The following is a 26187-nucleotide window of genomic DNA, read 5'->3' on the forward strand; positions in this document are numbered from 1 at the left end:
TGCTTTCAAGGTAATCTAGGGTTTCGAACATTTCTAACAGCAGCCGAGGATCCTGTGCTCAGTTATCAACACGGTTATCATGCGGGGAATGCCGCCGATGTGCATAAGCATCTGATTTTAATCGCGACCATTCAACGTATGCAGCAAAAAGCGAGTGCGATTCACTACTTTGACACCCATGCCGGCAAAGGCTTGTATGATTTGCGCGATGCGCAAGCCCAGAAAACGGGTGAATATCGTCATGGCGTACAATTGGTCCTTGAGCATCGCGAGCAACTCGCTAAGCACCCGGTTTGGCAGCATTTTTTTAATGAATTACAACGCTTAAACCCATATTCGCGTGACCAAACGATTAGCTTTTATCCCGGTTCGCCTGCTTGGGTTGCAGGCTTAGCACGCCCGGGTGATCGTCACACCGTGTTTGAGTTACACCCAGGTGAACATGAAGCGTTAACCACGCACGAACAGACCGGTTTTGTCGTCTACGGTGATGGACTACAAGGTGTCGTGCGCATGTTGCCGCCGAAAACGCCTCGGCTTTTGACGCTAATTGATCCTGCCTACGAAGACAAAAGTGAATATGCGGCGGTGGCTGACACGGTCAAGAATATCATGCAACGTTGCCGTCATGCGTCGGTGTTAATCTGGTATCCAATGCTGCCTGCAGGTCGCCATGAAACCATGTTGGAGCAACTGCAAAGTCAGTTGCAACAGCCCATATTACGTAGCGAGTTGCATTACAAGGAAGCGGAAGGGGAGCGCGGCATGTACGGCTCGGGGATGCTGATTGTCAATCCGCCTTGGCAAATAGAAGCTGAAATTGAGCAACTTATGCAACCGCTGTTACCGGCCTTTGAGCCGGTTTACCAACACCCAGCGATGTTGCAGCAGAGCTGGCTTCGAACTGAATAAATCAATCTACCTATTTAAATTAGGCTCGTGATCATGATGAAAAAGATGTCGAAAATCATACTTCCCACAGCTATAGCATTGATAGCGTTGTCAGCCTGCGGCAAGGCAGTTCAAACCGCAAGCGAGGCGACGCCAGTTGCCACAGGTACGCAAGTCCAGATCCGACTTATGGAAACGACTGATTTGCATGCATATATGGTTGGATACGACTATTTTCGTCAGCAGCCGACCGATCAGCTCGGTTTGACGTACACCGCAGCGCTGATTCATCAAGCTCGCGAGGAGCAACCGAATAATTTTTTGGTGGATAATGGCGATTTGATTCAAGGCTCTGCATTTGGCGACTGGGTCGCTGGGCAAGGCGCTGCGTATGTCGATGAACACCGTCATCCGATTATGCGGGCGTTGAATTACTTGGACTATGACGTTGGCAACCTCGGCAACCACGAGTTTAATTTTGGTCTGGAATTTTTGGAAAGCACGATTGCCGGTGCAAATTTTCCGTATATCAGCGCCAACGTGTTTTGGGCCGATAGTCCAGCCGACGCCGGTAAACAATCGCACGGCTGGGATAACCCACTGGTGCCACCGTACGTTATTTTACCGCGACAGGTGACCACTAACCATGGTCAGCTAGTTACCCTTAATGTGGGCTTTATTGGCTTCTTGCCGCCACAAATTGTCCGTTGGGATCAACAACATTTGGCGGGTAAAGTGCGGGTGCGTGATATGGTTGCGGCGGCCGAGTACTTTGTGCCAAAAATGAAAGCGGACGGCGCGGATATCGTTGTTGCTATTCCGCATTCTGGACTGCGGGTCTATGGCAGTTATCCAGAATTTGCCGAGCAAGCGAGCTATCAACTCGCTGGTGTAGACGGGATTGATGCGATTTTGTTTGGTCACCAGCATCAGCTTTTTCCAGGCTCTCCAGCTTATGATAACTTACCGGATGTCGATAATGAACGGGGTTTTGTCCGCGGCGTGCCCGCTGTGTCACCTGGGTATTTTGGCAATCATTTGGGCATTATTGACTTAATTCTCGAGCATGATGGGCAGCATTGGCAGGTCTTCAACAGTCACGTTGAAGCCCGACCTATTACTGATGAGCAAGATGAATCGCTTGCATCGATGATGGTCGCAGAGCAACAAGCGACGATTGCAATGCTGAATGAGCCACTTGGGCAGCTCTCTTCGCCAGTTACCAGTGTGTTCGGTCGGGTTCGACCCGGTAGTGCGGTGCAGCTGATTAACGATGCGCAACGCTGGTACGTGGAGAAGCTGCGTGAACAAGGTGAACTGCCGACTGATCTGCCACTATTGAGTGCTGCCGCACCGTTTCGTAATGGTTTTCAACATGCCGACGACTACACCATGATTCCTGCCGGTGAGTTTACGCTCGGCAATTTAGTTGACCTGTATATTTACCCTAATACCCTACAAGTTGTTGAGGTCACAGGCGCCGAGCTAATCGAATGGCTGGAAATGTCAGCATTGACATACAACACCATTGTCGCTGAGCAAGCGGAACCGCAAGCGCTATTTAGCGGCTTTCCGAGCTTCAATTTTGATGTTCTTTGTGGATTGAGTTATCAGTTTAACCTTGCGCAACCGCCACGCTATAATCGTTACGGGAAGTTGATTAACCCGGACGCCCGACGTGTCGAACAGGTGAAATATGACAATGCACCCATCGATTTAGAGCAACGTTTTCTTGTTGCGGTGAATAACTATCGAGCGGGCGGTGGTGGGCACTTCCCTGCGCTCGATGGCTCGAATGTTGTGTATTCTACGGGCGAAGAAGTTCGCCGTGTGATTGCGGACTATGCAATAGCGGTGACGCAAGTGAATGCAGGGCTTCTGAATGTCGACGTGACTGATCATTGGCGGCTCAAGTTGCCTGTAAACGCAGACGTATTCTGGCGTGGTAACAACTCACAGATAGCAGCTGAAGAAGCTCAGGAAATCAAAGGGTTAGTCGTTGGTGGGGCGGCTGAAGGCGGGGGCATTTACTATCATTTGCGCCACGACTAGTTGTTCGTTTGTGATCGACTCGCTGCTTCGGCACTTCAAACTGAGGGTAACGAAGTCGTTTTGATTTCCGCAATCGCTTGAAAAGTTGTTGAAAATAACGTCGAATACATTGATATTCATGACGCTAATGTTATACTTCGGAACAGTGCGCATGTTGAAAATGTCAACGTTAATTAACGATTTGGTTTATTAATGCACTTCGATTTCTAAAGTTTTGGTAAAGCTAGAGATTTTTCTCATAGTTGCGCCAGAATAAGGGTTTAGTACCCCCCAAGCCTCCCGGGTAAGTGGAGAAGCTCAAAGGAAAGAAGGAATATACCCTTATGAAAAAGATTGTCGGAATTGCAGCGCCAGCCGTCATTGCTGGTCTTTTGATTGCAAGCCCTCATGCGGTGGCCAATGACGGTTACTATGCTGGTACCGAAGATATCACCGTTGGTTTGCGTTTGCACCTAACTAAGTACAGCAATAAGCGTCAATATGTCGACGGTTTGGGCAATGTTCATAACTTTAGCGGCAGCACGCAATCTGCACAGCCGGGTTTAGAGCTTTCTGTGCCTTTGACCAAACGCTTTGCTTTGCGTTCATACTATGACTACGTAGAAGTCGGTACGCAGAACATGCAGCACACAGGTTACGGTGAAATTTATGGTGTTGACGCATTGTTTTATGCAACGCGTAACTTCTATTTCGGCTTAGGTGCAAGCCGTGCAAACGTTGCCGACCACAGTAACGCAATGTGGCGTGCGACTCTTGGTTATCGGCACTTCCTCTCTGACCGTTTGTCGGTGAAAGCTGAATATGCGCCGCAAACTAAGTCAGACTTCAACGACCAGTCATTTATTTTAGGTATGGCCTACTCGTTCGGCAACAATGGTCCATTGCTTGATAACACGCGTGACCGCCGTGTAGAGCAAGCTGCTCCAGCAGAGCCTGTAGTTGATCGTACAACTGACACAGATGGCGACGGCGTTCCAGATTATCGTGACGAGTGTCCAAACACCCCACGTGGTCATGTTGTCGACAGCCGTGGCTGTACCGTTTACACCACACAGCAAGTTTCTGAAGAATTACGCGTAGGCTTCGCCTTTGATTCTGCTCGCGTAACCAGCGACTATCAAGGCGACATCCGTCGTTTGGCTGATTTCATGAAAGAACATGCTGATACGCAAGTTGTTTTACACGGTCACACTGACTTAATCGGTACTGCTGAATACAACCAGCGTTTATCAGAGCGTCGTGCAGCAGCTGTTGCTGACATTCTGGTGAATGAGCACGGTATCGCTCGCAGCCGCATTCAGTCACGCGGTCACGGCATGAGCCAGCCGATTGTGAACGAAATTAGCTTGCCAGCAAACGCGCGCAACCGTCGTACGGAAGCTCGTTTGTCTGTCGAAATTCGAGTGCCACAAACTCGTTAATCTCGACACGGCTAAGTAAAAATAGAATCCCTCGCTTCGGCGGGGGATTTTTTTTGCATTTTTGAAAAGAGCGTGCATAAATAGGCTTCGGTGTTTGGCGATAAGAATAACAACATGGACAAAACAACAAACCGATGGCGCGCTTTAGGCCCTGGCTTATTAATGGCAACGGCTGCCGTTGGCGGCTCGCACTTAGTGGCATCAACTCAAGCTGGCGCTTTATTTGGCTGGCAATTGTTTGGCCTCATCATTCTCATCAATGTATTGAAGTACCCGTTTTTTCGGTTTGCAATTGATTACACGCTCAATCAAAACGAAACCCTCGTTCATGGCTACTACAAGCAAGGTAAACCCTATCTAATTATTTTTTTAGTGTTAGCCGTGGTTGCCGCCATTGTGAATACTGCGGGGGTTTTGCTGCTCACCGCCAGCTTGCTGAATTTCATGTTGCCTGGTGGTCTCGATATTGTGGTCGTTAGCGCAGTGTTATTGCTCGGTTGTGTTCTTTTCCTTCTACTCGGTGAATACAAAGCACTCGACCTACTCGCACGGATCATGATGGTGATTCTTGCTATACTGACCGTGGCAGCGATGACCTATGCTTTGGTTAAGTTAGGCCCATCGGGAAATACGCCAGCCGACTTTGTTAGTCCGTCACCGTGGAACTTAGCTGCGCTTGCATTTCTTGTGGCTATGATGGGCTGGATGCCCGCTCCGATAGAAATTTCCGTTATTAATTCCATTTGGCTGCAGGAGAAGCGGCAAGTATTGCCGATCTCGCGGCTCGGTGGCCTGTTTGACTTTAACGTCGGCTTTTGGACAACCGCAGGATTAGCGCTATGTTTCTTGGCGTTGGGCGCACTGATACAACATGGTGCCCAGCAGGAAATCGCCATGGGAAGTAGTGCGTTCGCTGAACAGCTGGTTGGCATGTATGCAGCAAGCCTCGGTGAATGGACACGCTGGTTGGTCATTTTAGTTGCATTTTTCTGTATGTTTGGCACCACGCTGACAGTTTTGGATGGCTATGCCCGTGGCATGCACATCGCTAGCCGCTTGTTGTGGCCGAGTCTAAACCCGAGTATAAGTACGCTTCATAGTCGCACTGGTTATACCTTCATTTTGCTCAGCCAGGCTGCACTCGGATTCGGTATGATTGTCTTTTTCAGCGGTGCGCTCGGGCCTATGCTTGCATTCGCAATGACCGCAGCTTTTTTAACCACACCACTGTTTGCTTGGCTAAATTTCCAACTTGCCCGTCGAGCTGCCACAGATGAACAACGAGCGACAAGAAAATATAAGTTCTTACATGCGTGGGCATGGATAGGACTCAGCTATCTCGTCGGCTTTGCGCTGTTTTATCTGGTCTGGCTGATCGTGCTGCGGTAAAACTCCACCTTACGATAACAGGTCATCTCGGCTGCCAATAAAACGCAGCCGGAAGACTTTGGCTGGTCACTGATTACGGCTCCGAGCCAGAATCAAATTACATTGCGGCTCCGAGCCGAAAGGGTAACATACTGATTTGCTGTATATTTTTATTTGGCGGAAAAGTGTGAAAGACTGTAGATTATTGGAATTCATTGACAGGAAAGGTTGCAAGCCATGAATAAATTCATGCATTGGGTGTATTTAATTATCATTTCGGTACTACTGATTTTGCTTTGGCAGAGCCGTATGGCCGAGCAGGAAGCTCCGGTCGTGATTGAGAGTGAAGTGGTTATCGAAGACGGTGAGGCGCAGCGGCGGATTGGCTTTTTAGAAGATTTAGTCGCTGAACTGCAAGCGGAAAACCGCTCGTTGACCTTAATGATGACTGAGCGACTGGAAGCCCAAGCGGCGGCACGCGCACCTGTCGAACCGAAGCCGGAGCCTACACCAGAGCCTGAGGCAACGACCGCAGAAACAAACAATAGCGAGCGCGCCTTAGAGCGAGCGATGCGCAACGCCGCCGAAGGCTTCATGAGTGGTGATGATTTTGCTTTACGTGCTGAGCACGAGCCGGTAGACCCTGACTGGGCTTACCCGCTTGAACAAAATATCCAAGACCTTTTTATTACGGACGAAAGTTTACGTGATTTTAATATTGATTCATTGACGTGTTATACCAGCTTTTGTGAGTTAAAAGTGTCGAGTCTCAGTGACGCTCGATTCGACTCGACCGCGCTGCACAGCTCCATGCGCGAACAAGATTGGACGCCAACTTACCTGCGGATGATGTCGTTAACAAGTTCGGAAAGTAATGAGGCGACGGTCTACTTCGACTTCGGTAGTGTCGACGGGCAGCCATAACGTTCACTTGATCGCACGTCAGCAGCTTAATGCAGTGATTAGCCGACGCAGCTATCCGCGGACGCTATCCGCGGTAGCTAACCGCGATAGCGTGTCGCGATCGCGAAAACGCAGCAAGATGCAGGGGTTTCTCCTGCATCGCGCGTTAAATTGGTCTTATCTGTCAACTTCCGTCCTTTCTTGCTAGGTATTCCGCTGTTAAACTCGATATAATAAGTTGTGTATGCAACTTGTCTGTAAAACATTAGTCAGAGCAAGTTAAACCCAAGCAAACCTGCTAACCCCAGAAGAGGACGTCATGAGTAAACGCGCTGCATTTAATTGGCAAGACCCATTCCTTATGGATTCGATGTTAACGGACGAAGAACGCATGATCCGTGACAGTGCTCACGCTTATTGTCAGGAAAACCTGATGCCGCGAGTGCTAATGGCGAATCGGGAAGAGCGTTTTGATCGCGAAATCATGACTGAAATGGGCGAAATGGGTCTGCTGGGGGCTACGATTCCCGAAGAATTTGGTGGTGCTGGTGTCAACCACGTTTGTTACGGCTTGATCGCCCGTGAAGTTGAACGCGTTGATAGCGGCTATCGCAGTGCCATGAGCGTGCAGAGCTCTTTGGTTATGTACCCGATTAATGAGTTCGGTACGCAAGCGCAAAAAGAAAAGTATTTACCGAAGCTTGCCAGTGGTGAGTGGGTCGGTTGTTTTGGCTTAACCGAGCCAGATGCCGGTTCAGACCCAGCGAGCATGAAAACTCGTGCGGTGAAAGTCGACGGCGGCTATCGTTTAACGGGTAGCAAAATGTGGATTACCAATAGTCCAATCGCGGATGTTTTCGTGGTTTGGGCCAAGCTTGACGGCGTGATTCGCGGCTTTGTACTTGAGAAAGGTATGGACGGCTTGAGCGCACCAAAAATCGAAGGCAAGTTCAGCTTGCGTGCATCGATCACGGGTGAAATCGTGATGGACAACGTTTTTGTGCCAGAAGAGAACATGTTCCCCGAAGTAACCGGTTTGAAAGGTCCATTTAGCTGCTTGAACAAGGCGCGTTACGGTATTTCATGGGGGGCGCTAGGTGCAGCAGAGTTCTGTTGGCAGGCGGCTCGTCAGTACACCATGGATCGTATCCAATTCGGTCGTCCGTTGGCCGCAACACAGCTGATTCAAAAGAAATTAGCTGATATGCAAACTGAAATCAGCATAGGCCTGCTTGGCTCGTTACAAGCCGGTCGCTTAGCCGACCAAGGTTTGTTAGCCCCAGAAACCATCAGCTTAATTAAGCGTAACAGCTGTGGTAAAGCGCTTGATATCGCTCGTGTAGCGCGTGATATGCACGGTGGAAACGGAATTGCCGACGAATATCATGTTATTCGCCATGTTATGAACCTTGAAGCAGTGAATACTTACGAGGGCACTCACGACGTGCACGCCTTAATTCTAGGCCGTGCGCAAACTGACCTTGCTGCATTCGGTTAATTATCATGAGCCAAACGGTGCAACCTTTGCAGGAGCGCCTAAATACGGCGCTCTTTGGTAATCCTTTACCGCAAGTAGACGATTTACCAAACCTCGACGCGCTGGGCATCACCCCAGCGCAACTCTTCGATTGGGTCGATACACAACTGACAAGTCGCGTACTTGATCTACATTCCCGCGAACTGCAAGCAGCGGGTGAAAGCTTCTATACCATTGGTTCCGCTGGCCATGAAGGTAATACTGCAATAGCGGCTGCTTTCCGCCACAATGACATGGCGTTTCTCCATTACCGTTCTGGTGCGTTTTTCATTCAGCGCTTGAAGCAGGTGCACGGCAGCACGCCGATTTACGACATGTTGTTGAGTTTTGCCGCGAGTAAGGACGACCCTATTTCTTCCGGCCGCCACAAAGTACTCGGTAGCAAAGCAGCGTTTGTACCACCACAAACCAGCACCATTGGCTCGCATTTACCGAAAGCGGTGGGGATGGCGCACAGCATTGGTTTGGCTAAACGCCTAAACCATAACGGTGAAGTGCCACATGACGCTGCGGTACTGTGCAGCTTCGGTGATGCGTCGGCCAACCACTCAACCAGCCAAGGGGCAATTAACACTGCCTGTTGGACTGCTTATCAAAGCATGCCCCTGCCGCTGGTGTTTGTTTGTGAAGACAACGGCATTGGTATCAGCACATCCACACCGCACGGTTGGATAGAGCAAAGTTTCAGTCGACGCCCTGGCTTAAATTATGTCAGCTGTGATGGCCGCAACTTGCTGTCGGTTTACGCCGCTGCGAAGGAAGCTGAGCGAATTGCGCGGAAACGCCGTCAACCGGTGTTCTTGCATATGAAATGTGTGCGTTTATATGGTCACGCTGGTTCTGATGCGGAAATGACCTATTTAAGCAAAGAGCAAATCGCCCATAATGAGGCCAACGATCCGTTACGCACCAGCTTAGCACTGCTCGAAGCCTATGGTATTGCCAGCAAAGCGCAAATGCAGGACTACTTGAATGCGCTCTTTACGCGCGTGCGAGCGGTTGGCCGTGAAGCGACCTATCGTGACAAGCTGAAAGACAGTCGCGAAGTGATGGCTGCGATTGCGCCACAGCGTGCAGAGCAGCCAATTCCGACACCACTGAGTGGTGAACAACGGCAACAGCTTTTTGCCCACGAAAAACATAACATCGGCAAGCCACAAACACTGAACAAATTGCTGAACTGGGCGTTACATGACCTGTTTGCGCAATACCCTCACGCCATTATGATGGGTGAAGATATTGGTAAAAAGGGCGGCGTGTACGGTGTGACCAGTCGCTTGGTCAATCAGTTTGGCCCTAACCGCATTATGAATACCTTGCTCGACGAGCAAAGTATTTTAGGGATGGCCATTGGCGCGGCTCACAACGGCTTTTTGCCTATGCCGGAAATCCAATTCTTGGCCTACGTGCATAATGCCGAAGACCAAATCCGCGGTGAAGCGGCCACTTTATCGTTCTTCAGTTCTGGTCAATACACCAATCCCATGGTTATTCGTGTTGCAGGCCTTGCCTACCAACGTGGCTTCGGTGGTCACTTCCATAACGACAATAGCTTTGCGGTGTTCCGTGACTTGCCAGGCGTTGTTGTTGCTTGTCCGTCGAATGGGGCTTCAGCGGCACGAATGTTACGCGAAGCAGTGCGTCTCGCCGATGAGCAAAAACGAGTGGTGATTTTCCTTGAACCGATTGCGCTCTATAACCAAAAAGACCTTCATGAGGTCGGTGACAATGGTTGGATGTTTGACTACCCCGAACCAGACCAGCGCATTGGATTCGGTGAGGTCAGTGTGCATGAAAGCAACACGATTGCTGCTAGTCATTCCGTCGATTTATGTATTATCAGTTACGGTAACGGCTATTATCTGTCGCGTCAGGCGCAGCAAGAACTTGCTGCGAACGGTGTGCAAAGTCGTTTGGTCGACTTGAATTGGCTGCATCCATTACCGATGGAAAGTCTGCTGATGGCCATTGGAGATTGCCCGAATGTGTTGATTGTTGACGAATGTCGGCAAACTGGATCAGTGTCCGAAGAACTATGGACTCGCCTGCAAGAAGCCGGTGTGCAAGCTCGACTTGGCCGTTTATGTGCGGATGACTCATTTATTCCATTGGCGAAGGCCGCTTACCATGTGTTACCCGCAAAAGATGGCATTGTCCGTGCTGCACAAGCGCTGATTTGGGGGCAGGACTCTCCAGATGCCGATACGATTGCAGGCTTACGAGCAAACTCGAGCAAAGGCGGTACGTTAAAGCCGGGCGCTAAAATCGGTAGTAAAGGGCAAGCAGGAGAGAAGTCATGAGCCGTGAAAAATTGCGTGCTTTAGTCGTTTGCCCGGGGCGGGGAACCTATAACCGTGCTGAGTTGGGCTATTTGGCGACTCATCATGGTGACCGCAAGGATATTCTGGATCGGTTAGATGCCATCCGTAAAGAGCAGGGCGAAACCCCTATTCAAGAGCTTGATAGTGCCAAACTGTTTAAGAGTCGTGAGCATTTGGCTGCGAACAACGCTGCACCGTTAATTTACGCCTGTTCGTACAGTGATTTTTTAAGCATTGATCAAGACCGTTTTGAAATCGCTGCGGTGACGGGTAACAGCATGGGTTGGTACATTGCCCTAGCTTGTGCCGGCGCACTCGATGCTGAAAAAGGCCTTGAACTGGTCGGCGGTATGGCTGCCCTTACTGGTGGTCAAGAAGGGGGTGGTCAAAACTCTGGCGGCCAAGATCTGGGAGGTCAGTTGATTTACCCAGACGTGAATGACGACTGGCAAGCGGATGCTGAGCGTCAGGCACTGATAGAGTCGCTGCTGCAACATAGTGACGACGATAAGCGTTTATACCGTTCCATTCGCTTTGGTGGCTACCAAGTACTGGCGGGACCAGACAGCGCAATTAAGCACGCCATGACGGTACTACCGCCTCTGGATGATCGTTATCCGCTGGTATTGCCGGGCCACAGTGCCTTCCACACGTCACTGATGGCGGATGCAAGCAAAAAAGCACTCGAAGTTTTTGCGAAGGACTTCTTCAGCGCACCTAAAGTACCGATGATTGATGGCCGCGGCGTTATTTGGCAACCGCTTGGTACCGATGTTGAAGCGTTGCGCCAATACACCTTGGTCCACCAAGTTTGTGAAACCTACGATTTTAGTCAAGCAATCCTGACTGGGGTGAAAGAGCTTGCACCGGATGTGATTATTTTGACCGGTCCGGGTGCGACCATGGGTGGTGCGGTTGCGCAAGCATTGATTGCCGAAGGTTGGCATGAAATGCACAGTAAAGCGGACTTTATTGCCCAACAGAAAGATGCGCAGGCGAAAGAAGAATACCCGTATATCATCTCGTTAGGCATGGAACAGCAACGCGCGCTCGTGAGCAAATGAGCGCGCCAATGCCCCACAAGCGTTAGCGCTCACGAAGGAACAATACAGTCCACAGGACAGACCGGAATGCACTGAGGTTGATCGTAATACCCTTCACACTCAGTGCATAAATCTGGGTCGATCACATAAATGCTGCTGCCCATCAAAATTGCTTCATTGGGGCACTCTGGCACGCACATATCGCAATTAATGCAGTCATCAAGAATTTGTAACGACATTAAGACACCTCAGTGATTTGTATCGGTACCGCCGTTTCCGGCTCAGCAACCGTAAATAATTGACGAAGTAACATCGCATGTTCAAGCGGCAGATTGTCGTGATCAGCGGGTAAAGGCAACCACACTACATGCCCAGACCCCGGCGCCACTGCAAGCTGCAAACCCTGCTTGTCTTCCAGGTTTTGCAAAGTAAAGCTGTGGTTACCCGCTGTGGTCATCAGGACTAAAGCGTCACCAAGTTCAAAGCGGTTTTTAACGTCAACTTCCGCATAGGTCACACCACTGCGCACTTCAACATGGCCGGTAAACTCACCGACAAACTGTTGCTCGCCTTCGCTATGGCTCGTTGCATAGTTTTGTAATTCTGACTGAGATACATGGCGACGCAAAAAGCCTTCGGTAAAGCCGCGATTGGCCATGCCGTTGAGCTCATGCAATAGCGTTTCATCGAACGGGCGACCAGCGACGGCGTCGTCGATGGCGCGCCGATAGACTTGGGCGGTGCGAGCAACGTAATAGGGCGACTTGGTACGGCCTTCAATTTTCAGCGAATGCACGCCCATAGCGGTCAGCTCGGCCACGTGCTGCACCGCACGTAAGTCCTTGGAATTCATAATGTACGTGCCATGCATGTCTTCAAACATGGGCATGTATTCGCCGGGCCGCTGCGGTTCTTCAAGCACCACGGCATCCTGTAGTATTTGCGGTAGCGGGTTAATTTGGCCAACGGCGTCTTCGATTGCCGGTGTAACCTTGTATTGCCAACGACAGGAGTTGGTACAGGCACCTTGGTTCGGGTCGCGCTTATTGAAATAGCCCGACAAGAGGCAGCGCCCGGAGTACGCCATGCATAGAGCACCGTGGACGAAAATCTCAATTTCCATGTCGGGTACTTGGCGACGAATTTCGGCAATTTCTTTTAGGCCGAGCTCACGCGAGAGAATGACTCGTTCAATGCCCTGTTGCTGCCAGAATTTGACCGCCGCCCAATTGACGGTATTGGCTTGCACGGACAAGTGCAACGGCATTTGCGGGAAATGCTTACGAAGTAGAAAAATAACGCCAGGGTCGGACACAATCAGCGCATCAGGACCCAATTCAACCACTGGACGAATGTCTTCGACAAAGTTAATCAACTTAGCGTTATGCGGGGCAATGTTGCACACCACATAGAGTTTCTTACCCAGAGCATGCGCCTCTTGAATCCCACTCGCTAAGGTGTCGAGATCGAACTCATTATTGCGCACGCGCAAACTAAACCTTGGCTGTCCGGCGTAAACTGCGTCTGCACCATAGGCAAAAGCCATGCGCAAGGCTTTGAGGTTGCCGGCTGGCGATAATAACTCTGGAATGTGTGTCATGGTTTAACTCGTAGAACTTACCCTAGCTTACAATGGTGGCTATTTTATTCTGGCCAGTCGTAGCGATGTTGATCTGGCGCAAAGTAGGGTGCGTTAGCGCTGAAAACTACCCCCCTCGAGGTATCCCCCCACCTCTTTTCGGATATAAACTAAACTCAGTAAAACGCATACCATGTGTGTGTACGCCGAGCTGCGTTATCTAAACCTTCCAACATTGAAGGCATGATGCGACAGCCGTGGCAATTCCGCCACCAGGGTGAGTTTGGAAACGAGCTGACCTCCCGAAATTTGGAAAGGTGTGAACATGCTTACTGATAAATATTCGCGTCGCTTTACGTACCTGCGTCTGTCGGTTACGGAAAGCTGCAACTTCCGCTGTAATTACTGTCTGCCCGACGGTCCTGATTGCGTGTCTCGCAAAGAAGAGCTGACCCTCGAAGAAATTCGTCGAGTGGTTACTGCGTTTGCCCAAGCTGGCACTCGCAAGGTGCGAATTACCGGCGGCGAGCCTGCATTACGCAAGGATCTCACTGAAATCATCGCAACCTGTAAAGCGGTGCCTGGCATTGATGAAGTAGCGATTACCACCAACGGCTATCGCTTAGAGCGCGACCTCGACCGTTGGATCGACGCTGGGCTGGATGCCATCAACGTGAGCGTGGACAGCTTAGATGCTGGTACCTTCCAAATGATTACCGGTGATAGCCGCCTCGATAGTATTCTGCGGGGAATCGACCTTGCCCTTGAGCGTGGCCTGAAACGGGTCAAAATTAACAGTGTATTGCTGCGCGATTATAACGCGGCCGAGTTACCGCAGTTTTTAGAGTATGTAAAAACTCGTCCGGTTGCTCTGCGGTTTATCGAGTTGATGCAAACTGGCGATAACCGCGCCTACTATCAGCGTAATCATGTTCGTGGCGAAGACATCAAACAACAGCTACTCAATGACGGTTGGGTGCAAACCATTAAACCAACCACAGCTGGCCCTGCACAGGAATTTACTCATTCGGACTTTGCCGGTCGCATGGGTTTAATTATGCCTTATAGCAAAGACTTTTGTGCTGACTGTAACCGTTTACGCGTGTCGTCGCGCGGACAATTGTTTATGTGCTTGTTTGCCTCTGAGCACAATAATTTACGCCCGTTCTTGCAGCAGGATGACCCCGCAGCACTGATTCAGCACCTGCAGGATGTGTTGCAAGGAAAAGCTGCGAGCCATCATTTGCATGAGGAATTCACCGGAGCAACTCGGCACTTGGCGATGATCGGAGGCTAAGCATGCAACCGTTCAGTTGTATTCTTCTTGCTGGGGGCATGTCCTCGCGGATGGGACGCGACAAAGCCTTGCTGCCGATTTCACCAGCACGTGCTTGCGCAGACGAACATGTTCTTCTGCAGCATATGGCAAAAATTGCACAATTAAGCGGCGCAGAACAAATTGTGGTCAGTCGCGATCCCAAACTGCAATTACCGACCCAAACTCAGTTTCTGTTTGTTGCTGACCAGTACCCGCAATTAGGTCCGTTGGCCGGTTTACACGCGTGTTTACCGTTCTGCGATTATGACCGCGTTTTGGTTTTACCAGTGGACATGCCGGCACTGTCGGTTGAACTCTTGTCGAGTTTGGTCAGTAGCCCAAATCCGGCTTATTTCGAAGGTTATGAAATGCCATGTTTACTGTATCGAAACGCTGCACTTGAGGCGTTTCTTGCCGAGCAACTCGTCAACCCAAATGCTCGGCGTTCGATTCGCAGTCTAATCAATTGGACTGCGGCCGAGGCCTTGCCGTTACCCAGTTCAGTTGATGAACGAGCGCTGCTGAATACCAACACCCCAGAACAGTGGCAGCGTTTCCTGCAAGGTTATTCAGGACCGATTGGTGAACAGCAAGCGAGCCTTCAGCAGGGTGAAACTAGAGGGAATCGATCATGAGTAAAAAAGTGAAGCAATTTATGCCATTGCATGTAGCGGTGATGACAGTCTCAGACACGCGCACGGACGCAAATGACAGCACAGGTGCTTTCTTGGTTGAGTCGTTGAAGTCAGCTGGGCATGTGGTCTGTGAACGCAGTATTACGACCAATAATCGTTACCAAATTCGTCAACAGTTGAGCAGTTGGATTGCGAGTACAGACGTTCAGGTGGTTTTGATTAATGGCGGAACTGGATTTGCTGCGAACAATGCAACAGTCGCAGCAATTACACCGTTATTCGATAAAGTCGTCGATGGCTTTGGTGAAATCTTTCGCCAGTTAAGTTTTCAAGATATTGGCAGCGCAGCTTTGCAGAGCCAGGCGATAGCGGGACTCGCGAACGAGACTTTAATTTTTGCCATGCCGGGTTCAGGTGGTGCAGCGAAATTGGCTTGGGAACAATTGATTAAGCCGCAACTCGATGCGCGCCAAGGGCCATGCAATTTTGTCGCCCACGTAAAGAATAGCCCGGTAAATAGCTGCAACCCGACTCAACACCTTTTGAATGGATAATGCATTTATGAGCGACAACAAACTGACCCACTTAGACGCTGCTGGCGCTGCGCATATGGTCGATATCACCGAAAAAACAGTCACACGCCGAGAAGCCATTGCGGTCGCGCGGGTCATTATGAATGGCGACGTGATGGCGCAACTGCAACAAGCTGCCGCTAAAAAAGGCGACGTACTAGCGACAGCGCGGGTCGCTGGCATCATGGCCGCCAAAAGAACGAGCGATTTAATTCCGCTTTGCCACCCATTAGCCCTGAACAAGGTTACCGTCGATTTTGAACTCGACAGCGTGAAGAACGAAGTTCGGATTCTGACTCGCTGCGTGGTCGAAGGGAAAACAGGCGTGGAAATGGAAGCGTTAACCGCTGCTAGCGTGGCAGCGCTCACCATTTATGACATGTGCAAGGCCGTCGACCCAGCGATGACGATTACCGATATTGCATTGCAAGAAAAGCTTGGCGGTAAGCGTGGGCACTGGCAACGAGATAGCGAGGAGAGTCGTTAACATGATTAAAGTATTGTTCTTTGCAGTTTTGCGTGAACGCTTAGGCACCAGTGAAGTGGCCGTCGAGGACTTTCACGGCAGTACGGTTGCAGACCTTATTCAGCACTTAGAGCAGCGCTCGCTAAAGTGGCATCAAGAGCTTGCGTCACAAGACGTTTTAGCCGCAGTCAATCAACAACTCGTGAGCCATACCTATGTTATCGAAGCAGGCGATGAAGTTGCATTTTTCCCACCGGTTACGGGTGGCTAATTCTGTTACTCAAGAGTTGTTACGAATACGGAAGCGAGAAGTCCATGCAGAATGTGAAGATTCACGTATATGAAGCTAATTTTGATGTCGGAGAAGAATACCGTTATCTTGCGGATGATGCGAAGTTTGGCGCGGTGGTTACTTTCACCGGGCTTGTCCGTGAACTTCAGAGTGGCAAGTTAACCGCCATGACGTTGGAACATTATCCCGCCATGACGGAGAAAGCGTTGGCTGCAATTGTTAGTGAAGCGCAAGAACGTTGGCCGCTCGGTCGCGTAACCGTGATTCACCGAGTTGGTCGCTTAACCTTGAATGAGCAAATTGTGTTTGTTGGGGTCGCGAGCGCGCACCGCAATGCAGCTTTTGCAGCAGCTGAGTTCATCATGGACTTCCTGAAAACTCGCGCGCCTTTCTGGAAGAAAGAACATACAAACGACGGTGATTACTGGGTGACTGCTAAAACAAGCGATGAGCAAGCGGCGCAGCGTTGGCAGGCTAATAAAGACGCACTTGATAATGAAGGCTGACTCGATGCGGCGGTTAATTTTTGTTTTATGCTCAACGCTTTGTTTAGCGCTAAGTTATGCACAAGCAGAGGAATTAAGGATTGCCTCGGCTTCTGATTTGCGTTGGGTGATGCCGACTTTAGTTGACGAATTTGTTCAACAAAACCCAAGTGCGAGCGGGCGAGTTCAAGTGGTGTACGGGTCTTCTGGACGCTTGTTTGGGCAAATTCAAAATGGCGCGCCATTTCATATATTCTTCGCCGCCGATGAAAGTTTTCCGGTTGCATTGGTTGAAGGTGGTGGGGCTAATGGTGAGGTATTTGCGTATGCGCAAGGTGGGCTGGCCTTGTGGTCACGCCGACAAGCATGGGATTCAGATCTCGAACCGGGCGCGGACTTGCTCCGCAGCCGCGGTCGGATTGCGATAGCGAACCCGCAACATGCACCTTATGGTCGTTTGGCATTAGCATGGTTGCAAAGCTTAGCCGAGTGGCCGCAGCTGGAAAATCGCTTGGTGTATGCAGAAAGTGCGGCGCAAACCGCGCATTTTGTCCGCAGTGGTAGCGCTGAGGTTGGCGTCCTAGCAAAAGCGTTAACCGAGCACAATGAAATGCAACATGGCCATATTCGTCAGCTTCCTGACGCACCGAAAGTGCAACAAGCAATGGTGATTACGCAAGCGGGAGCAGACAACGAATTAGCACATTTATTTTATGCGTTTATTGCGAGTGAACAGGGACAGGCTATCTTTGTCGACGCCGGGTTCTATCCGCATAAGGAGCCAGAATGAGTGCCAATGACCTGCAAGCCATCTGGTTAACCTTGCAACTTGCGGCAGTGTCGACGGTTATTCTCTTGATTATTTCGCTGCCATTGGCATGGTGGCTGAGTCAAACCAGCAGTCGTTGGCGGCCGTTAGTTGAAGCGACGGTTGCCCTGCCTTTAGTCTTGCCACCCACGGTCCTAGGCTTCTATTTATTGGTTGCGCTGGGACCTGAAGGCATTATCGGCGGCAGTCTTGAAGCGTTAGGCATGCACCACCTCGCGTTTAGCTTTACTGGCCTTGTTATTGGCTCGGTGGTTTATTCGTTGCCATTTGCGGTACAGCCGTTACAAAACGCCTTTGCCAGCGTACCACGAGAGCTCCTCGAAGCGGCATCGTGTCTGCGAGCGCGTTATGCCGATCGCTTTATTCACCTCGTGTTACCGTTAGCGAAGCGAGGCTTTGTTACTGCTGCAGTGCTTTCCTTCGCCCATACCATTGGCGAGTTTGGCGTTGTGCTTATGATTGGCGGGAATATCCCCGGTGAAACCCAAGTGGTGTCCATCGCGATTTATGATCATGTGGAAGGGCTAAATTATAGTGCCGCCAATCAATTATCGTTGTGGCTCTTGGCCTTCTCGCTACTTGTATTGTTGATTGTCTATAGTTTAAACCGTGGTCAAGCGGTCATGAAGTTGCGGGGGGTATCGTGATGCTGAATGCAGAGACTTATGCAGATCTTCATGCGAACCACACAGCGAACGCAGACTTGCAAAAGCAACAATTCTTGCGCCTCGACATTGACCTTCACCGTGGTGATTTTCACTTACACGCGAAACTCGATTTACCCACGACAGGTATTAGTGCGATATACGGTCCTTCAGGCTGTGGCAAAACAACGTTGCTACGCGTGATTGCAGGTTTAGAAACACAGGGCGTGAATGGCAGCATCCAATTTGCTGCAGAGTCTTGGTTAACTGCACAGCAGGTTATGGCTGTCGAAGATCGCAACATTGGTTTTGTTTTTCAGCGACCCGCTTTGTTTCCGCACTTAACGGTGTTGGAAAATCTTGAATTTGCGTGGCGTCGGGCGCCACAAGTGCGTAAGCAGCACTTACGTTCTGGCCCTTTATGGGTTGCCGAGCTCACTGGTATCAATGAATTGTTGCAGCACAAGCCGGCGCAACTTTCGGGTGGACAGCAGCAGCGTGTGGCCATTGCGCGGACGCTGCTCAGTTGCCCACAGTTGCTACTGATGGACGAGCCTCTCGCAAACCTTGATCGCAAGGCTAAGCTCGACTTAGTCCAGGTGCTCCAACGTGTACAAAACGTCCTACAAATCCCGATTCTCTATGTCTCTCATAACGCCGAAGAAGTGCTCAGGCTGGCTGACTATTTGGTCTTTATGGAGCAGGGGCAGGTGATTACGCATGGAGAGTTCGTGTCAGTGTTGCAGTCAGACGAAGGTTTGGCTCGTTTAGGTGGGGCAAATGTATTGGCGGCCACAGTGGTTGACGCCGTGTCGGATGCACCGGCGCATGCATCGACGAAAGCGCCTGTAGAGGCAGACGAATTGTTGCACCTAACCATTGCTGGTCAGTCGATGCGACTGCCGAACCCTGATTGGCAGCAGAACCAGGTTGCGAGTTTAAAGCAGCGACGCCTGTTGATCGCGGCCGAGTCGATTGGCCTCACGCGCACGCTTCCGAAAGACACTAGTATAAGTAACGCACTGTCTGCGCAAATTATCGCCGTGAAGCCAGCGATGCATCCTGCGGAAAGTCGGGTGTTGCTTGAACTCGCAGATGGTCAGCACTGCAGCGCGTTAATCACCAAACATTCACTGCAACGCCTGCAATTTCAAGAAGGCGAGCAGGTGTACATGCTCATTAAAGCCGTTGCGAGTCACTAACGAGTCGTTTGAATTGCGGAACTGGAATAAATTGCTACGAAAAATGTAAATCTATTTTTGAAAACTTGTTAGCGACGGTAGAAATTACCCAATTCTAAACTTATAGTAGAGGTCTCAACGCGAGCAGCAACAAGCAGGTACTAGAGTGGCAGGGAAAATTTCAGCAGAATCTATGTTTCTGCGTTTGGCTAACGCCTTAACGCGAAGTGGATATAGCGACTTTTTTAATACCTTAGTCCTCGAGTTGGGGAGCGTACTCGATGTCGAGTACGTACTTATTGCCAATACGGTCGAGAACCCAATGAAAGCGCGAACTTTAGCATTGATGGCGCGCGGTGAGCTGCTCGATAACATTTCTTATGATCTTAAAGGCAGTCCCTGCGAAACCGTACCTGAACGTGAGTCTTGCGCGTACGAAGGCGGCATACTCGAGCGCTTCCCCGATGATCACCTATTGGTCGAACTTGGTGTGCAAAGTTACATTGGTATGCCGTTACTCACTTCAGACGGTCGTAAACTGGGGATTCTGGTCGCAATGTCGACTGAAGTTACGCAATTCGACGATTTAGCCCATGAAGTGATGCGAATTGCCGCCGCGCAAGTTGGTTCTGAACTCGAGCGCTCGAGTCAACAAGAGCAAATTCAGGCGTTAACGTATCGTGATTCGTTAACAGGTCTGACGAACCGTCGCGGTTTGCATGAACAGTTACTTAAACAGACACCTGAAGCTATCTTTCTTGCAGATATTCGCCGGTTTAAGACCATCAATGACGTGTACACTTCAGCTGTCGGTGATGAAGTTCTGCGAGCGGTCGCCGAGCGTTTGCAGCAGTACATCGGTTCGGAAACAATTCTTGCGCGTGTGTCCAGTGACGAGTTCGCTATTTTACCGTCGTCCGCTGATTTAGCGGCGAAAGTAGCCGATGGACTGTCATTGTTAGAACAAGGTGAAGCGTATGCGCGGCAAATTGCGTTATGGTTTGAAAGCCCTGTAATCATCGACAACAACGAATTTCATCTCGACTTTACGATTGGCTGCGCTGGGCAAACGAGTCTAGCCAATGATCAGGATAAAGCATTAACTGGTGCAGAATTATTGCGTCGAGCCAGTGTCGCTCTAGCGGATGCGAAGGCGCGGCAACATGGCTATGCATTTTTCAATTCGTCAATGATAAGTGCGATGGAATATCGCCAACTGCTATTCGAACGTTTTCGTAAAGCGTTACGTGAGCAAAATTTCCAACTCTATTTTCAGCCGGTCTTTTCCTTAAAAGACCGCAAATTGGTCGGTGCCGAAGCCTTGTGTCGTTGGTACGACGACGAATTTGGATGGATTAGCCCGCTTGACTTTATTGCCATTGCTGAAACGCGTGGTTTAATGCAGAACTTGGGTGATTGGGTAGTGACGGCAGCCTGTCAGCAGTTGCTCGCTTGGGATTCTGATGGCACGCCATTACCTGGTAAACTCGCAATTAATATTTCCAATAAACAAATCGAGAGCCATGACACCATTCAGCGTTTTGAGCAGTTAACGCAAGGGGTTGATCGGAACCGCTTGCTACTTGAATTAACTGAAACGGCGATGATGCGAGCGCCTGAGTTAAATTTAAAACGAATTCGGCAGTTGCATGAAGCTGGTTTTTCTTGGGCTATCGATGATTTTGGTACGGGCTATTCGTCTTTGTCGTACCTAACTCAGTTAAAAGCTGCGGTGTTGAAAATCGATCGCTCGTTTGTTTCGAAAATAGAACATAGTCAGCATGATGAAACAATTATTCAAGCAATTATCGTTATGGCGAAAGCGCTGCAAATGGACTTAATTGCTGAAGGTATCGAAAGTGAAGCGCAACTTGAATATTTGATAAAATCGGGCTGTCACGATGGCCAGGGCTTTTTGTTGGGACGACCCGTACCCGCGGATGAATTTGCTCAGAATTGGTTGTCGCCGACGCGTAAAAATTGATGCGAATTCGTCACGGTGACACGCATCGTGACGATTGGCGTACGATTATTTAATCGGAGTACCTAAAAGCTGTATGACCACGCTTTCGCCGGCCTCGACAGGGCCGCGATCTTGCTCTAATCGGATTAAACAGTTGCCTTGGACTAAAGAACTCAACATTCCAGACCCTTGTGGTCCGGCACTGTAAACTCGGTTTTCGCCATTTTCGTAGCGTAGTATCCCACGTTGGAAATCTGCGCGCCCAGGGCGCTTTTTCAGTGGTTCGCCAGCAACGGCCTGAATTAACACTGGCTCTTGATCGCGCTCGCCAGCGAGCCGCTGTAGCGTGGGTAGCGCCAGTTGCTGGAAGGTGACTGTGGCAGAGACCGGATTGCCCGGCAGACCAAAGAACCATGTGCCGTTGACCTTGCCAAACGCAAATGGCTTACCGGGTTTCATGGCAACCTTCCAAAAGCCAACAGCACCCAGTTCATCGATCACTTGTTTGGTATAGTCAGCGTCACCGACCGAAACCCCGCCAGAACAGACAATGGCATCAGCGCGTGCCGATGCGACCATAAATGCATCGGCAATTTCTTGCTTGTTGTCGGGGATCAAACCAAGATTCAAAACTTGATAACCGAGGCGCTCGAGCATGGCATGCAAAACAAAGCGATTACTGTCGTAAATTTGATCACTACGTTTCGAGTGTCCCGGGGCGACAAGCTCATCGCCGGTAGAGAATAGGGCAACCGTTAACCGTCGATGAACGTTCACATCGGCAATTCCCAGCGACGCTAAAAGGCCAATATCCACGGGTGTAAAACGGTGACCTGAGGCAAAGACCGGCGCACCTACCTTCAGTTCTTCACCATGGCGGCGGATATTTTGGCCATCTTTAGCTGCAGTGGTAAATAAAATCTGCTGCGGGATATTTGCATCGACGACTGTGTCTTCTTGCGGAATCACAGCCGAAGCGCTACTTGGCACTTCGGCGCCCGTCATAATGCGAATGCACTCGCCAGCTTTGAGCGTGCCACGAAAGGGATGACCCGCTAGCGCTTGGCCGACCAACGTGAGGGTCTGTTGTGGTGTTGCCACGTCATCGGCTCGCATGGCGTAGCCGTCCATCGCCGAATTGTCGTAGGAGGGGATATCCACGGTCGAATGAATCGCTTGAGCGAGAACACGATCGACGGCGTCAGCGATAAAAACAGTTTCAGATTCGGTGATCGGCTGAACGCTGTCCAACATGTGTTGCACAGCATCGCGAACAGATAACATGCCTAGTCCTTAATTACTTTGTTGATTGACCATCCAAACTGCGGCTTCGACGCGCGAACGTAAACCGAGTTTCTTCAGTAAATGCTTTACATGTACCTTAACGGTCCCATCGGAAATATCAAGTTCGCGGGCAATGACTTTGTTGCTCATGCCTTTGGCAATGAGGGATAAAATCTCGTACTCGCGATTGGTTAAATTATTCAAGTCAGCTTGCTGTCGCGGTGCAGGCTTGCGAATGGCCGTAGCCAAGATTTCTGTAATTGCTTCGCTCAGCACCATTTTGCCATCGAGCGCACGGCGTATTTGCTCAAGAAGCTTTTCCGGATCCATGTCTTTCAACAGGTAACCGTCAGCACCCGAGCTTATGGCTTCAACCACGTCCTCATCGGCGTCAGACACAGTCAACATGACGATGCGCGAGGTGACACCGACTTTGCGCATCTCTTTTAAGGTCTCAAGACCGTCCATGCCATGCATGTTGAGATCGAGCACAATCAAATCAGGATCAAGGTCTTCTGCTAAACGAATAGCGTCGGGACCGTTGTTTGCTTCCGCGATGACTTCAATATCAGTCTCGAACTCGAGGAGTTGTTTGAGACCCTTTAATAACAGTGGATGATCGTCCACTAACATCACACTGGATTTATTACTCATGTCACTATCCCCAATTTAAACAATCCGGAGGTATTTCCTCAGTGCCGCCTATTACCTCTTAGAGTCGGTTGTAAAACATTGACCTACATCATGGTTTTTAGTGATACCCACACTCTAAATAGGGATACTTAACTTTCCCTCGCTAGCCAATAGCTTAGTATAAACCGCTGAAATTCAAAGGCTAATTACCGACTAAATTCATGAACTACCACTATAGGGGTACTCCGTGGTAGGCGGTTGTCCATCCCCTCGGGAACATTGTGATAACCCCAGACAAATCGCACACTGACGCTGCGCTTGGAAAGTAGCTGGAGTGAGGAGTTCAACATGTCAGATTTAAAACGCTGGGAACCCGAGAACGAACAGTTCTGGGAAAGCGAAGGGAAACGCATTGCAAATCGAAACCTATGGATTTCGATTCCGAGTTTATTATGCGGCTTTGCCGTGTGGATGTACTGGAGCATCATTACGGTTCAAATGATGAACCTTGGTTTTCCTTACAACCCTGGTGAGCTATTAACCCTAACCGCAATTGCCGGTTTGACCGGTGCCACGTTGCGCATTCCGGCGAGCTTTTTCGTTCGTTTGTGCGGTGGTCGGTATACCATTTTCTTGACCACAAGTTTGTTGATCGTTCCCGCTTTTGGCACCGGGCTTGCGTTGCAAAACCCAGACTCACCACTGTGGCTGTTCCAGTTAATGGCGCTGTTGTCAGGCATTGGTGGTGGTAACTTTGCCGCCTCGATGTCAAACATCAGCTTCTTCTTCCCGCGCAAGCAACAAGGCTCAGCACTGGGCATGAATGCGGGATTAGGTAATTTTGGTGTCACCACCATGCAGTTGCTTGTGCCACTGGTCATGACCTTTGCCGCTTTCTCCTGGTTAGGTGCTGGCGACTCAATGATTCTGCAGAAAGCCAGCGGCACTCTAATCGGCAGTATTCCTGCGGGTAGCGAAACCTGGATTCAGAATGCCGGTTATGTCTGGCTATTGCTGCTAATTCCTCTCGCGTTCGCGACTTGGTTTGGCATGAATAACATCAACACGGAAGAAGTGACTCCAAACTTGCCGAAAGCGCCGGTGTCCTTTGCCATTATATTGGCTATGTATGGTATCGGCTTCCTGACTTCCATAGTCGGTCTATGGCTCATGCTGCCGTCGGACGCCAATGGTTCAGGTTTTGGTGTGCCGAAAGAAATCGTTCTCGTTATGGTTCTGGTTGGCACCGTTATGCTCTTGAAATTCTTGCCGGGAGCCATTCGCACGAGCTTGAATCGCCAATACAAGATATTCAACAATAAACACACGTGGGTGATGAGCGTTCTTTACATCATGACCTTTGGCTCGTTCATCGGCTTTGCGGCGGCATTCCCGTTGTCGATTCAGGTCATCTTCGGCTATAGCCATATTATGGTTGATGGCGTGATGACGCATAATACGCCGAATCCGAATGGTCCGAGTGCGCTAACCTACGCTTGGATCGCTCCATTTATTGGCGCTTTGATTCGCCCCGTCGGTGGTTGGTTGTCGGATAAATTGGGCGGTGCACTCGTGACCCAGATTTGTGCGTTTATCATGGTGGTTTGTGCGTTAGGTGCCGCTTATTTCATGCGCTTGGCCTATCAATCGGAAGCGCCTGAGCAATATTTCATGCAGTTCTTCTTGTTGTTCTTAGGTTTATTTGCAGCAAGTGGCATCGGTAATGGCTCAACCTTCCGTACCATCGCCGTGGTCTTTCCGAAAGAACAGGCAGGCCCAGTATTAGGCTGGACTTCGGCCGTGGCTGCGTACGGGGCGTTTTATATTCCACAAGTATTCGGTGAGCAAATCACCGCAGCAACGCCAGAATACGCGATGATCGGTTTCGCTATCTTCTACGGCTTCTGTTTATTACTCAACTGGTTCTACTATTTGCGTAAAAACGGCGAGTTCTATAATCCGTAAATCGCATTGAATCGACGTTTGAACGTAAAGTCCCGCTTCTCACCCAAGCGGGACTTTCCTTTCTGGAGTCGCAGCGCCTATAATCAAGGGAGTTGATTAAATTAGAAAGAGCTAATATAATAATCTTATGAAAATGACCTCGATATCGATTGAGCAAATGGAAATCAATGCAACCGCAGCTGAAGCACTGTTGAAGTCGCTGGCGAATAGTCACCGCTTGATGGTCTTGTGCTATTTGGTGAATGGCGAGATGTCGGTGGGCGATTTGGAAAAGAAATTGGGTTTATCACAATCATCGTTGTCGCAACATTTGGCAAAGCTGCGAGAGCAGAAAATTGTCGGTTTTCGTAAAGAGGGCACAACGGTGCTGTATCGAATCGAAGACGAGAAGGCGATGACGATTCTCGAATCGCTGCATGGGATTTATTGCTAACGATAAAAAGAAGATCGCGTGTCGACGATCTTTTTTTAGGGTTTATATATTAGACAATTCTAATAAAGTAACATTTAATATCGCTGAAATCGCGATTTTTTCAACAAAACCATCTAGGCTAAAGCTAAGGTTGCCACGATGGAATCAACCTGAGGAAAGAGAAAATGAATATTGATCGCGCTGTAATGGCATTTGCTGGTGCTGTGGTTCTGATTTCCGCCCTGTTGGCTTGGCAGGTGTCGCCTGCTTGGTTATTGCTAACAGGATTTGTTGGTTTAAATTTATTCCAAGCGTCCTTTACGGGATTTTGTCCATTGGCAAAAATTTTAGCCAAATTTGGACTGAAGCCGGGGAATGCTTTCAAGTAAGCTG

Annotated in this window: 25 protein-coding genes and 1 riboswitch; of the genes, 21 read left to right on the forward strand and 4 right to left on the reverse strand. The window is 49.8% G+C overall.

What is annotated here, in order from left to right; genetic code table 11:
- Window positions 1-54: 54 nt before the first annotated feature.
- The 8 genes from LAT77_RS04110 (at window position 55) to LAT77_RS04145 (ending at window position 11557) form a co-directional block, all read left to right on the forward strand.
- A complete protein-coding gene (locus tag LAT77_RS04110) occupies window positions 55-912 on the forward strand; it encodes a 23S rRNA (adenine(2030)-N(6))-methyltransferase RlmJ (protein WP_290563281.1) in 858 nt (285 codons plus the stop codon).
- A gap of 45 nt (window positions 913-957) precedes the next feature.
- Entirely contained in the window at window positions 958-2943 is a 1986-nt protein-coding gene (locus LAT77_RS04115) for a bifunctional 2',3'-cyclic-nucleotide 2'-phosphodiesterase/3'-nucleotidase (RefSeq protein WP_290563282.1), read from the forward strand.
- 323 nt (window positions 2944-3266) lie between these two features.
- Window positions 3267-4364, forward strand: coding sequence for an OmpA family protein (locus LAT77_RS04120; RefSeq protein WP_290563283.1), 1098 nt, complete (start codon window positions 3267-3269; stop codon window positions 4362-4364).
- 114 nt (window positions 4365-4478) lie between these two features.
- Complete coding sequence (locus LAT77_RS04125; protein WP_290563284.1) at window positions 4479-5753, forward strand: divalent metal cation transporter; 1275 nt, start codon at window positions 4479-4481, stop codon at window positions 5751-5753.
- A gap of 216 nt (window positions 5754-5969) precedes the next feature.
- The gene (locus tag LAT77_RS04130; protein ID WP_290563285.1) at window positions 5970-6656 is read left to right on the forward strand and encodes a hypothetical protein; all 687 of its coding nucleotides are present in this window, start codon (window positions 5970-5972) and stop codon (window positions 6654-6656) included.
- Window positions 6657-6954: 298 nt separating this feature from the next.
- Window positions 6955-8133, forward strand: coding sequence for an acyl-CoA dehydrogenase (locus LAT77_RS04135; protein ID WP_290563286.1), 1179 nt, complete (start codon window positions 6955-6957; stop codon window positions 8131-8133).
- Window positions 8134-8138: 5 nt separating this feature from the next.
- Window positions 8139-10472, forward strand: a complete 2334-nt coding sequence (locus tag LAT77_RS04140) for a thiamine pyrophosphate-dependent enzyme (protein ID WP_290563287.1) — start codon at window positions 8139-8141, stop codon at window positions 10470-10472.
- Window positions 10469-11557 (forward strand): malonyl CoA-ACP transacylase, encoded by a 1089-nt coding sequence (locus LAT77_RS04145; protein ID WP_290563288.1) that lies wholly within the window; start codon window positions 10469-10471, stop codon window positions 11555-11557. The genes LAT77_RS04140 and LAT77_RS04145 overlap by 4 nt, the downstream gene beginning before the upstream one ends.
- A 29-nt stretch (window positions 11558-11586) precedes the next feature.
- Here the strand turns inward: LAT77_RS04145 and LAT77_RS04150 are convergent, their stop codons facing one another.
- Both LAT77_RS04150 and yegQ read right to left on the reverse strand, forming a co-directional pair.
- The gene (locus tag LAT77_RS04150) at window positions 11587-11775 is read right to left on the reverse strand and encodes a YfhL family 4Fe-4S dicluster ferredoxin (RefSeq protein ID WP_290563289.1); all 189 of its coding nucleotides are present in this window, start codon (window positions 11773-11775) and stop codon (window positions 11587-11589) included.
- The gene (gene yegQ / locus LAT77_RS04155; protein ID WP_290563290.1) at window positions 11775-13136 is read right to left on the reverse strand and encodes a tRNA 5-hydroxyuridine modification protein YegQ; all 1362 of its coding nucleotides are present in this window, start codon (window positions 13134-13136) and stop codon (window positions 11775-11777) included. Before yegQ ends, LAT77_RS04150 begins: the two co-directional genes overlap by 1 nt.
- A gap of 171 nt (window positions 13137-13307) precedes the next feature.
- Window positions 13308-13451, forward strand: a riboswitch (molybdenum cofactor riboswitch).
- On the opposite strand from yegQ, the gene moaA reads away from it, so the two are divergent.
- The 10 genes from moaA to LAT77_RS04205 all read left to right on the forward strand — a co-directional run bounded on the left by moaA (window position 13441) and on the right by LAT77_RS04205 (window position 21521).
- Window positions 13441-14412: a GTP 3',8-cyclase MoaA gene (moaA, locus tag LAT77_RS04160; RefSeq protein ID WP_290563291.1), complete on the forward strand. Its 972-nt coding sequence runs from the start codon at window positions 13441-13443 to the stop codon at window positions 14410-14412. (Overlaps the previous riboswitch by 11 nt.)
- A gap of 2 nt (window positions 14413-14414) precedes the next feature.
- Complete coding sequence (locus LAT77_RS04165; protein WP_290563292.1) at window positions 14415-15068, forward strand: molybdenum cofactor guanylyltransferase; 654 nt, start codon at window positions 14415-14417, stop codon at window positions 15066-15068.
- Window positions 15065-15622 (forward strand): molybdenum cofactor biosynthesis protein B, encoded by a 558-nt coding sequence (moaB, locus tag LAT77_RS04170; protein ID WP_290563293.1) that lies wholly within the window; start codon window positions 15065-15067, stop codon window positions 15620-15622. Before LAT77_RS04165 ends, moaB begins: the two co-directional genes overlap by 4 nt.
- A gap of 7 nt (window positions 15623-15629) precedes the next feature.
- A complete protein-coding gene (moaC, locus tag LAT77_RS04175; RefSeq protein WP_290563294.1) occupies window positions 15630-16127 on the forward strand; it encodes a cyclic pyranopterin monophosphate synthase MoaC in 498 nt (165 codons plus the stop codon).
- Between the two features lies 1 nt (window position 16128).
- Window positions 16129-16377, forward strand: coding sequence for a molybdopterin converting factor subunit 1 (gene moaD, locus LAT77_RS04180; protein WP_290563295.1), 249 nt, complete (start codon window positions 16129-16131; stop codon window positions 16375-16377).
- A 44-nt stretch (window positions 16378-16421) separates the two neighbouring features.
- Window positions 16422-16904: a molybdopterin synthase catalytic subunit MoaE gene (gene moaE, locus LAT77_RS04185; protein ID WP_290563296.1), complete on the forward strand. Its 483-nt coding sequence runs from the start codon at window positions 16422-16424 to the stop codon at window positions 16902-16904.
- A 4-nt stretch (window positions 16905-16908) separates the two neighbouring features.
- Complete coding sequence (gene modA, locus LAT77_RS04190) at window positions 16909-17673, forward strand: molybdate ABC transporter substrate-binding protein (RefSeq protein ID WP_290563297.1); 765 nt, start codon at window positions 16909-16911, stop codon at window positions 17671-17673.
- A complete protein-coding gene (gene modB / locus LAT77_RS04195) occupies window positions 17670-18359 on the forward strand; it encodes a molybdate ABC transporter permease subunit (RefSeq protein ID WP_290563298.1) in 690 nt (229 codons plus the stop codon). The genes modA and modB overlap by 4 nt, the downstream gene beginning before the upstream one ends.
- On the forward strand, window positions 18359-19558 hold the full coding sequence (locus LAT77_RS04200; protein ID WP_290563403.1) for a molybdenum ABC transporter ATP-binding protein: 1200 nt from the start codon (window positions 18359-18361) through the stop codon (window positions 19556-19558). The genes modB and LAT77_RS04200 overlap by 1 nt, the downstream gene beginning before the upstream one ends.
- Before the next feature lie 145 nt (window positions 19559-19703).
- A complete protein-coding gene (locus tag LAT77_RS04205) occupies window positions 19704-21521 on the forward strand; it encodes a sensor domain-containing phosphodiesterase (protein ID WP_290563299.1) in 1818 nt (605 codons plus the stop codon).
- Between the two features lie 45 nt (window positions 21522-21566).
- Here the strand turns inward: LAT77_RS04205 and glp are convergent, their stop codons facing one another.
- The gene (glp, locus tag LAT77_RS04210) at window positions 21567-22784 is read right to left on the reverse strand and encodes a gephyrin-like molybdotransferase Glp (protein WP_290563300.1); all 1218 of its coding nucleotides are present in this window, start codon (window positions 22782-22784) and stop codon (window positions 21567-21569) included.
- A gap of 9 nt (window positions 22785-22793) precedes the next feature.
- Window positions 22794-23438 carry a two-component system response regulator NarL gene (gene narL / locus LAT77_RS04215; RefSeq protein WP_290563301.1) on the reverse strand — a complete coding sequence of 215 codons (645 nt, stop codon included), beginning with the start codon at window positions 23436-23438 and terminating at the stop codon, window positions 22794-22796.
- Between the two features lie 327 nt (window positions 23439-23765).
- Here narL and LAT77_RS04220 point away from each other — a divergent pair, with 327 nt between their 5' ends.
- The 3 genes from LAT77_RS04220 (at window position 23766) to LAT77_RS04230 (ending at window position 26183) form a co-directional block, all read left to right on the forward strand.
- Complete coding sequence (locus LAT77_RS04220) at window positions 23766-25382, forward strand: MFS transporter (RefSeq protein WP_290563302.1); 1617 nt, start codon at window positions 23766-23768, stop codon at window positions 25380-25382.
- A gap of 127 nt (window positions 25383-25509) precedes the next feature.
- Complete coding sequence (locus tag LAT77_RS04225) at window positions 25510-25815, forward strand: ArsR/SmtB family transcription factor (RefSeq protein ID WP_367118131.1); 306 nt, start codon at window positions 25510-25512, stop codon at window positions 25813-25815.
- A 164-nt stretch (window positions 25816-25979) separates the two neighbouring features.
- Entirely contained in the window at window positions 25980-26183 is a 204-nt protein-coding gene (locus LAT77_RS04230; RefSeq protein ID WP_290563303.1) for a DUF2892 domain-containing protein, read from the forward strand.
- Window positions 26184-26187 lie beyond the last annotated feature (4 nt).

Origin of the sequence: Aliidiomarina sp. (assembly GCF_022565475.1) — a bacterium.
In the GTDB taxonomy this organism is placed as follows: Bacteria; Pseudomonadota; Gammaproteobacteria; order Enterobacterales; family Alteromonadaceae; genus Aliidiomarina.

What these genes read in the sequence shown, in the direction of transcription:
- LAT77_RS04115 (WP_290563282.1), top strand. Translation starts at nt 958, where the DNA reads ATGTCGAAAATCATACTTCCCACAGCTATAGCATTGATAGCGTTGTCA.
- LAT77_RS04120 (WP_290563283.1), top strand. Translation starts at nt 3,267, where the DNA reads ATGAAAAAGATTGTCGGAATTGCAGCGCCAGCCGTCATTGCTGGTCTT.
- LAT77_RS04125 (WP_290563284.1), top strand. Translation starts at nt 4,479, where the DNA reads ATGGACAAAACAACAAACCGATGGCGCGCTTTAGGCCCTGGCTTATTA.
- LAT77_RS04130 (WP_290563285.1), top strand. Translation starts at nt 5,970, where the DNA reads ATGAATAAATTCATGCATTGGGTGTATTTAATTATCATTTCGGTACTA.
- LAT77_RS04135 (WP_290563286.1), top strand. Translation starts at nt 6,955, where the DNA reads ATGAGTAAACGCGCTGCATTTAATTGGCAAGACCCATTCCTTATGGAT.
- LAT77_RS04140 (WP_290563287.1), top strand. Translation starts at nt 8,139, where the DNA reads ATGAGCCAAACGGTGCAACCTTTGCAGGAGCGCCTAAATACGGCGCTC.
- LAT77_RS04145 (WP_290563288.1), top strand. Translation starts at nt 10,469, where the DNA reads ATGAGCCGTGAAAAATTGCGTGCTTTAGTCGTTTGCCCGGGGCGGGGA.
- LAT77_RS04150 (WP_290563289.1), bottom strand. Translation starts at nt 11,775, where the DNA reads ATGTCGTTACAAATTCTTGATGACTGCATTAATTGCGATATGTGCGTG.
- yegQ (WP_290563290.1), bottom strand. Translation starts at nt 13,136, where the DNA reads ATGACACACATTCCAGAGTTATTATCGCCAGCCGGCAACCTCAAAGCC.
- moaA (WP_290563291.1), top strand. Translation starts at nt 13,441, where the DNA reads ATGCTTACTGATAAATATTCGCGTCGCTTTACGTACCTGCGTCTGTCG.
- LAT77_RS04165 (WP_290563292.1), top strand. Translation starts at nt 14,415, where the DNA reads ATGCAACCGTTCAGTTGTATTCTTCTTGCTGGGGGCATGTCCTCGCGG.
- moaB (WP_290563293.1), top strand. Translation starts at nt 15,065, where the DNA reads ATGAGTAAAAAAGTGAAGCAATTTATGCCATTGCATGTAGCGGTGATG.
- moaC (WP_290563294.1), top strand. Translation starts at nt 15,630, where the DNA reads ATGAGCGACAACAAACTGACCCACTTAGACGCTGCTGGCGCTGCGCAT.
- moaD (WP_290563295.1), top strand. Translation starts at nt 16,129, where the DNA reads ATGATTAAAGTATTGTTCTTTGCAGTTTTGCGTGAACGCTTAGGCACC.
- moaE (WP_290563296.1), top strand. Translation starts at nt 16,422, where the DNA reads ATGCAGAATGTGAAGATTCACGTATATGAAGCTAATTTTGATGTCGGA.
- modA (WP_290563297.1), top strand. Translation starts at nt 16,909, where the DNA reads ATGCGGCGGTTAATTTTTGTTTTATGCTCAACGCTTTGTTTAGCGCTA.
- modB (WP_290563298.1), top strand. Translation starts at nt 17,670, where the DNA reads ATGAGTGCCAATGACCTGCAAGCCATCTGGTTAACCTTGCAACTTGCG.
- LAT77_RS04200 (WP_290563403.1), top strand. Translation starts at nt 18,359, where the DNA reads ATGCTGAATGCAGAGACTTATGCAGATCTTCATGCGAACCACACAGCG.
- glp (WP_290563300.1), bottom strand. Translation starts at nt 22,784, where the DNA reads ATGTTATCTGTTCGCGATGCTGTGCAACACATGTTGGACAGCGTTCAG.
- narL (WP_290563301.1), bottom strand. Translation starts at nt 23,438, where the DNA reads ATGAGTAATAAATCCAGTGTGATGTTAGTGGACGATCATCCACTGTTA.
- LAT77_RS04220 (WP_290563302.1), top strand. Translation starts at nt 23,766, where the DNA reads ATGTCAGATTTAAAACGCTGGGAACCCGAGAACGAACAGTTCTGGGAA.
- LAT77_RS04225 (WP_367118131.1), top strand. Translation starts at nt 25,510, where the DNA reads ATGAAAATGACCTCGATATCGATTGAGCAAATGGAAATCAATGCAACC.
- LAT77_RS04230 (WP_290563303.1), top strand. Translation starts at nt 25,980, where the DNA reads ATGAATATTGATCGCGCTGTAATGGCATTTGCTGGTGCTGTGGTTCTG.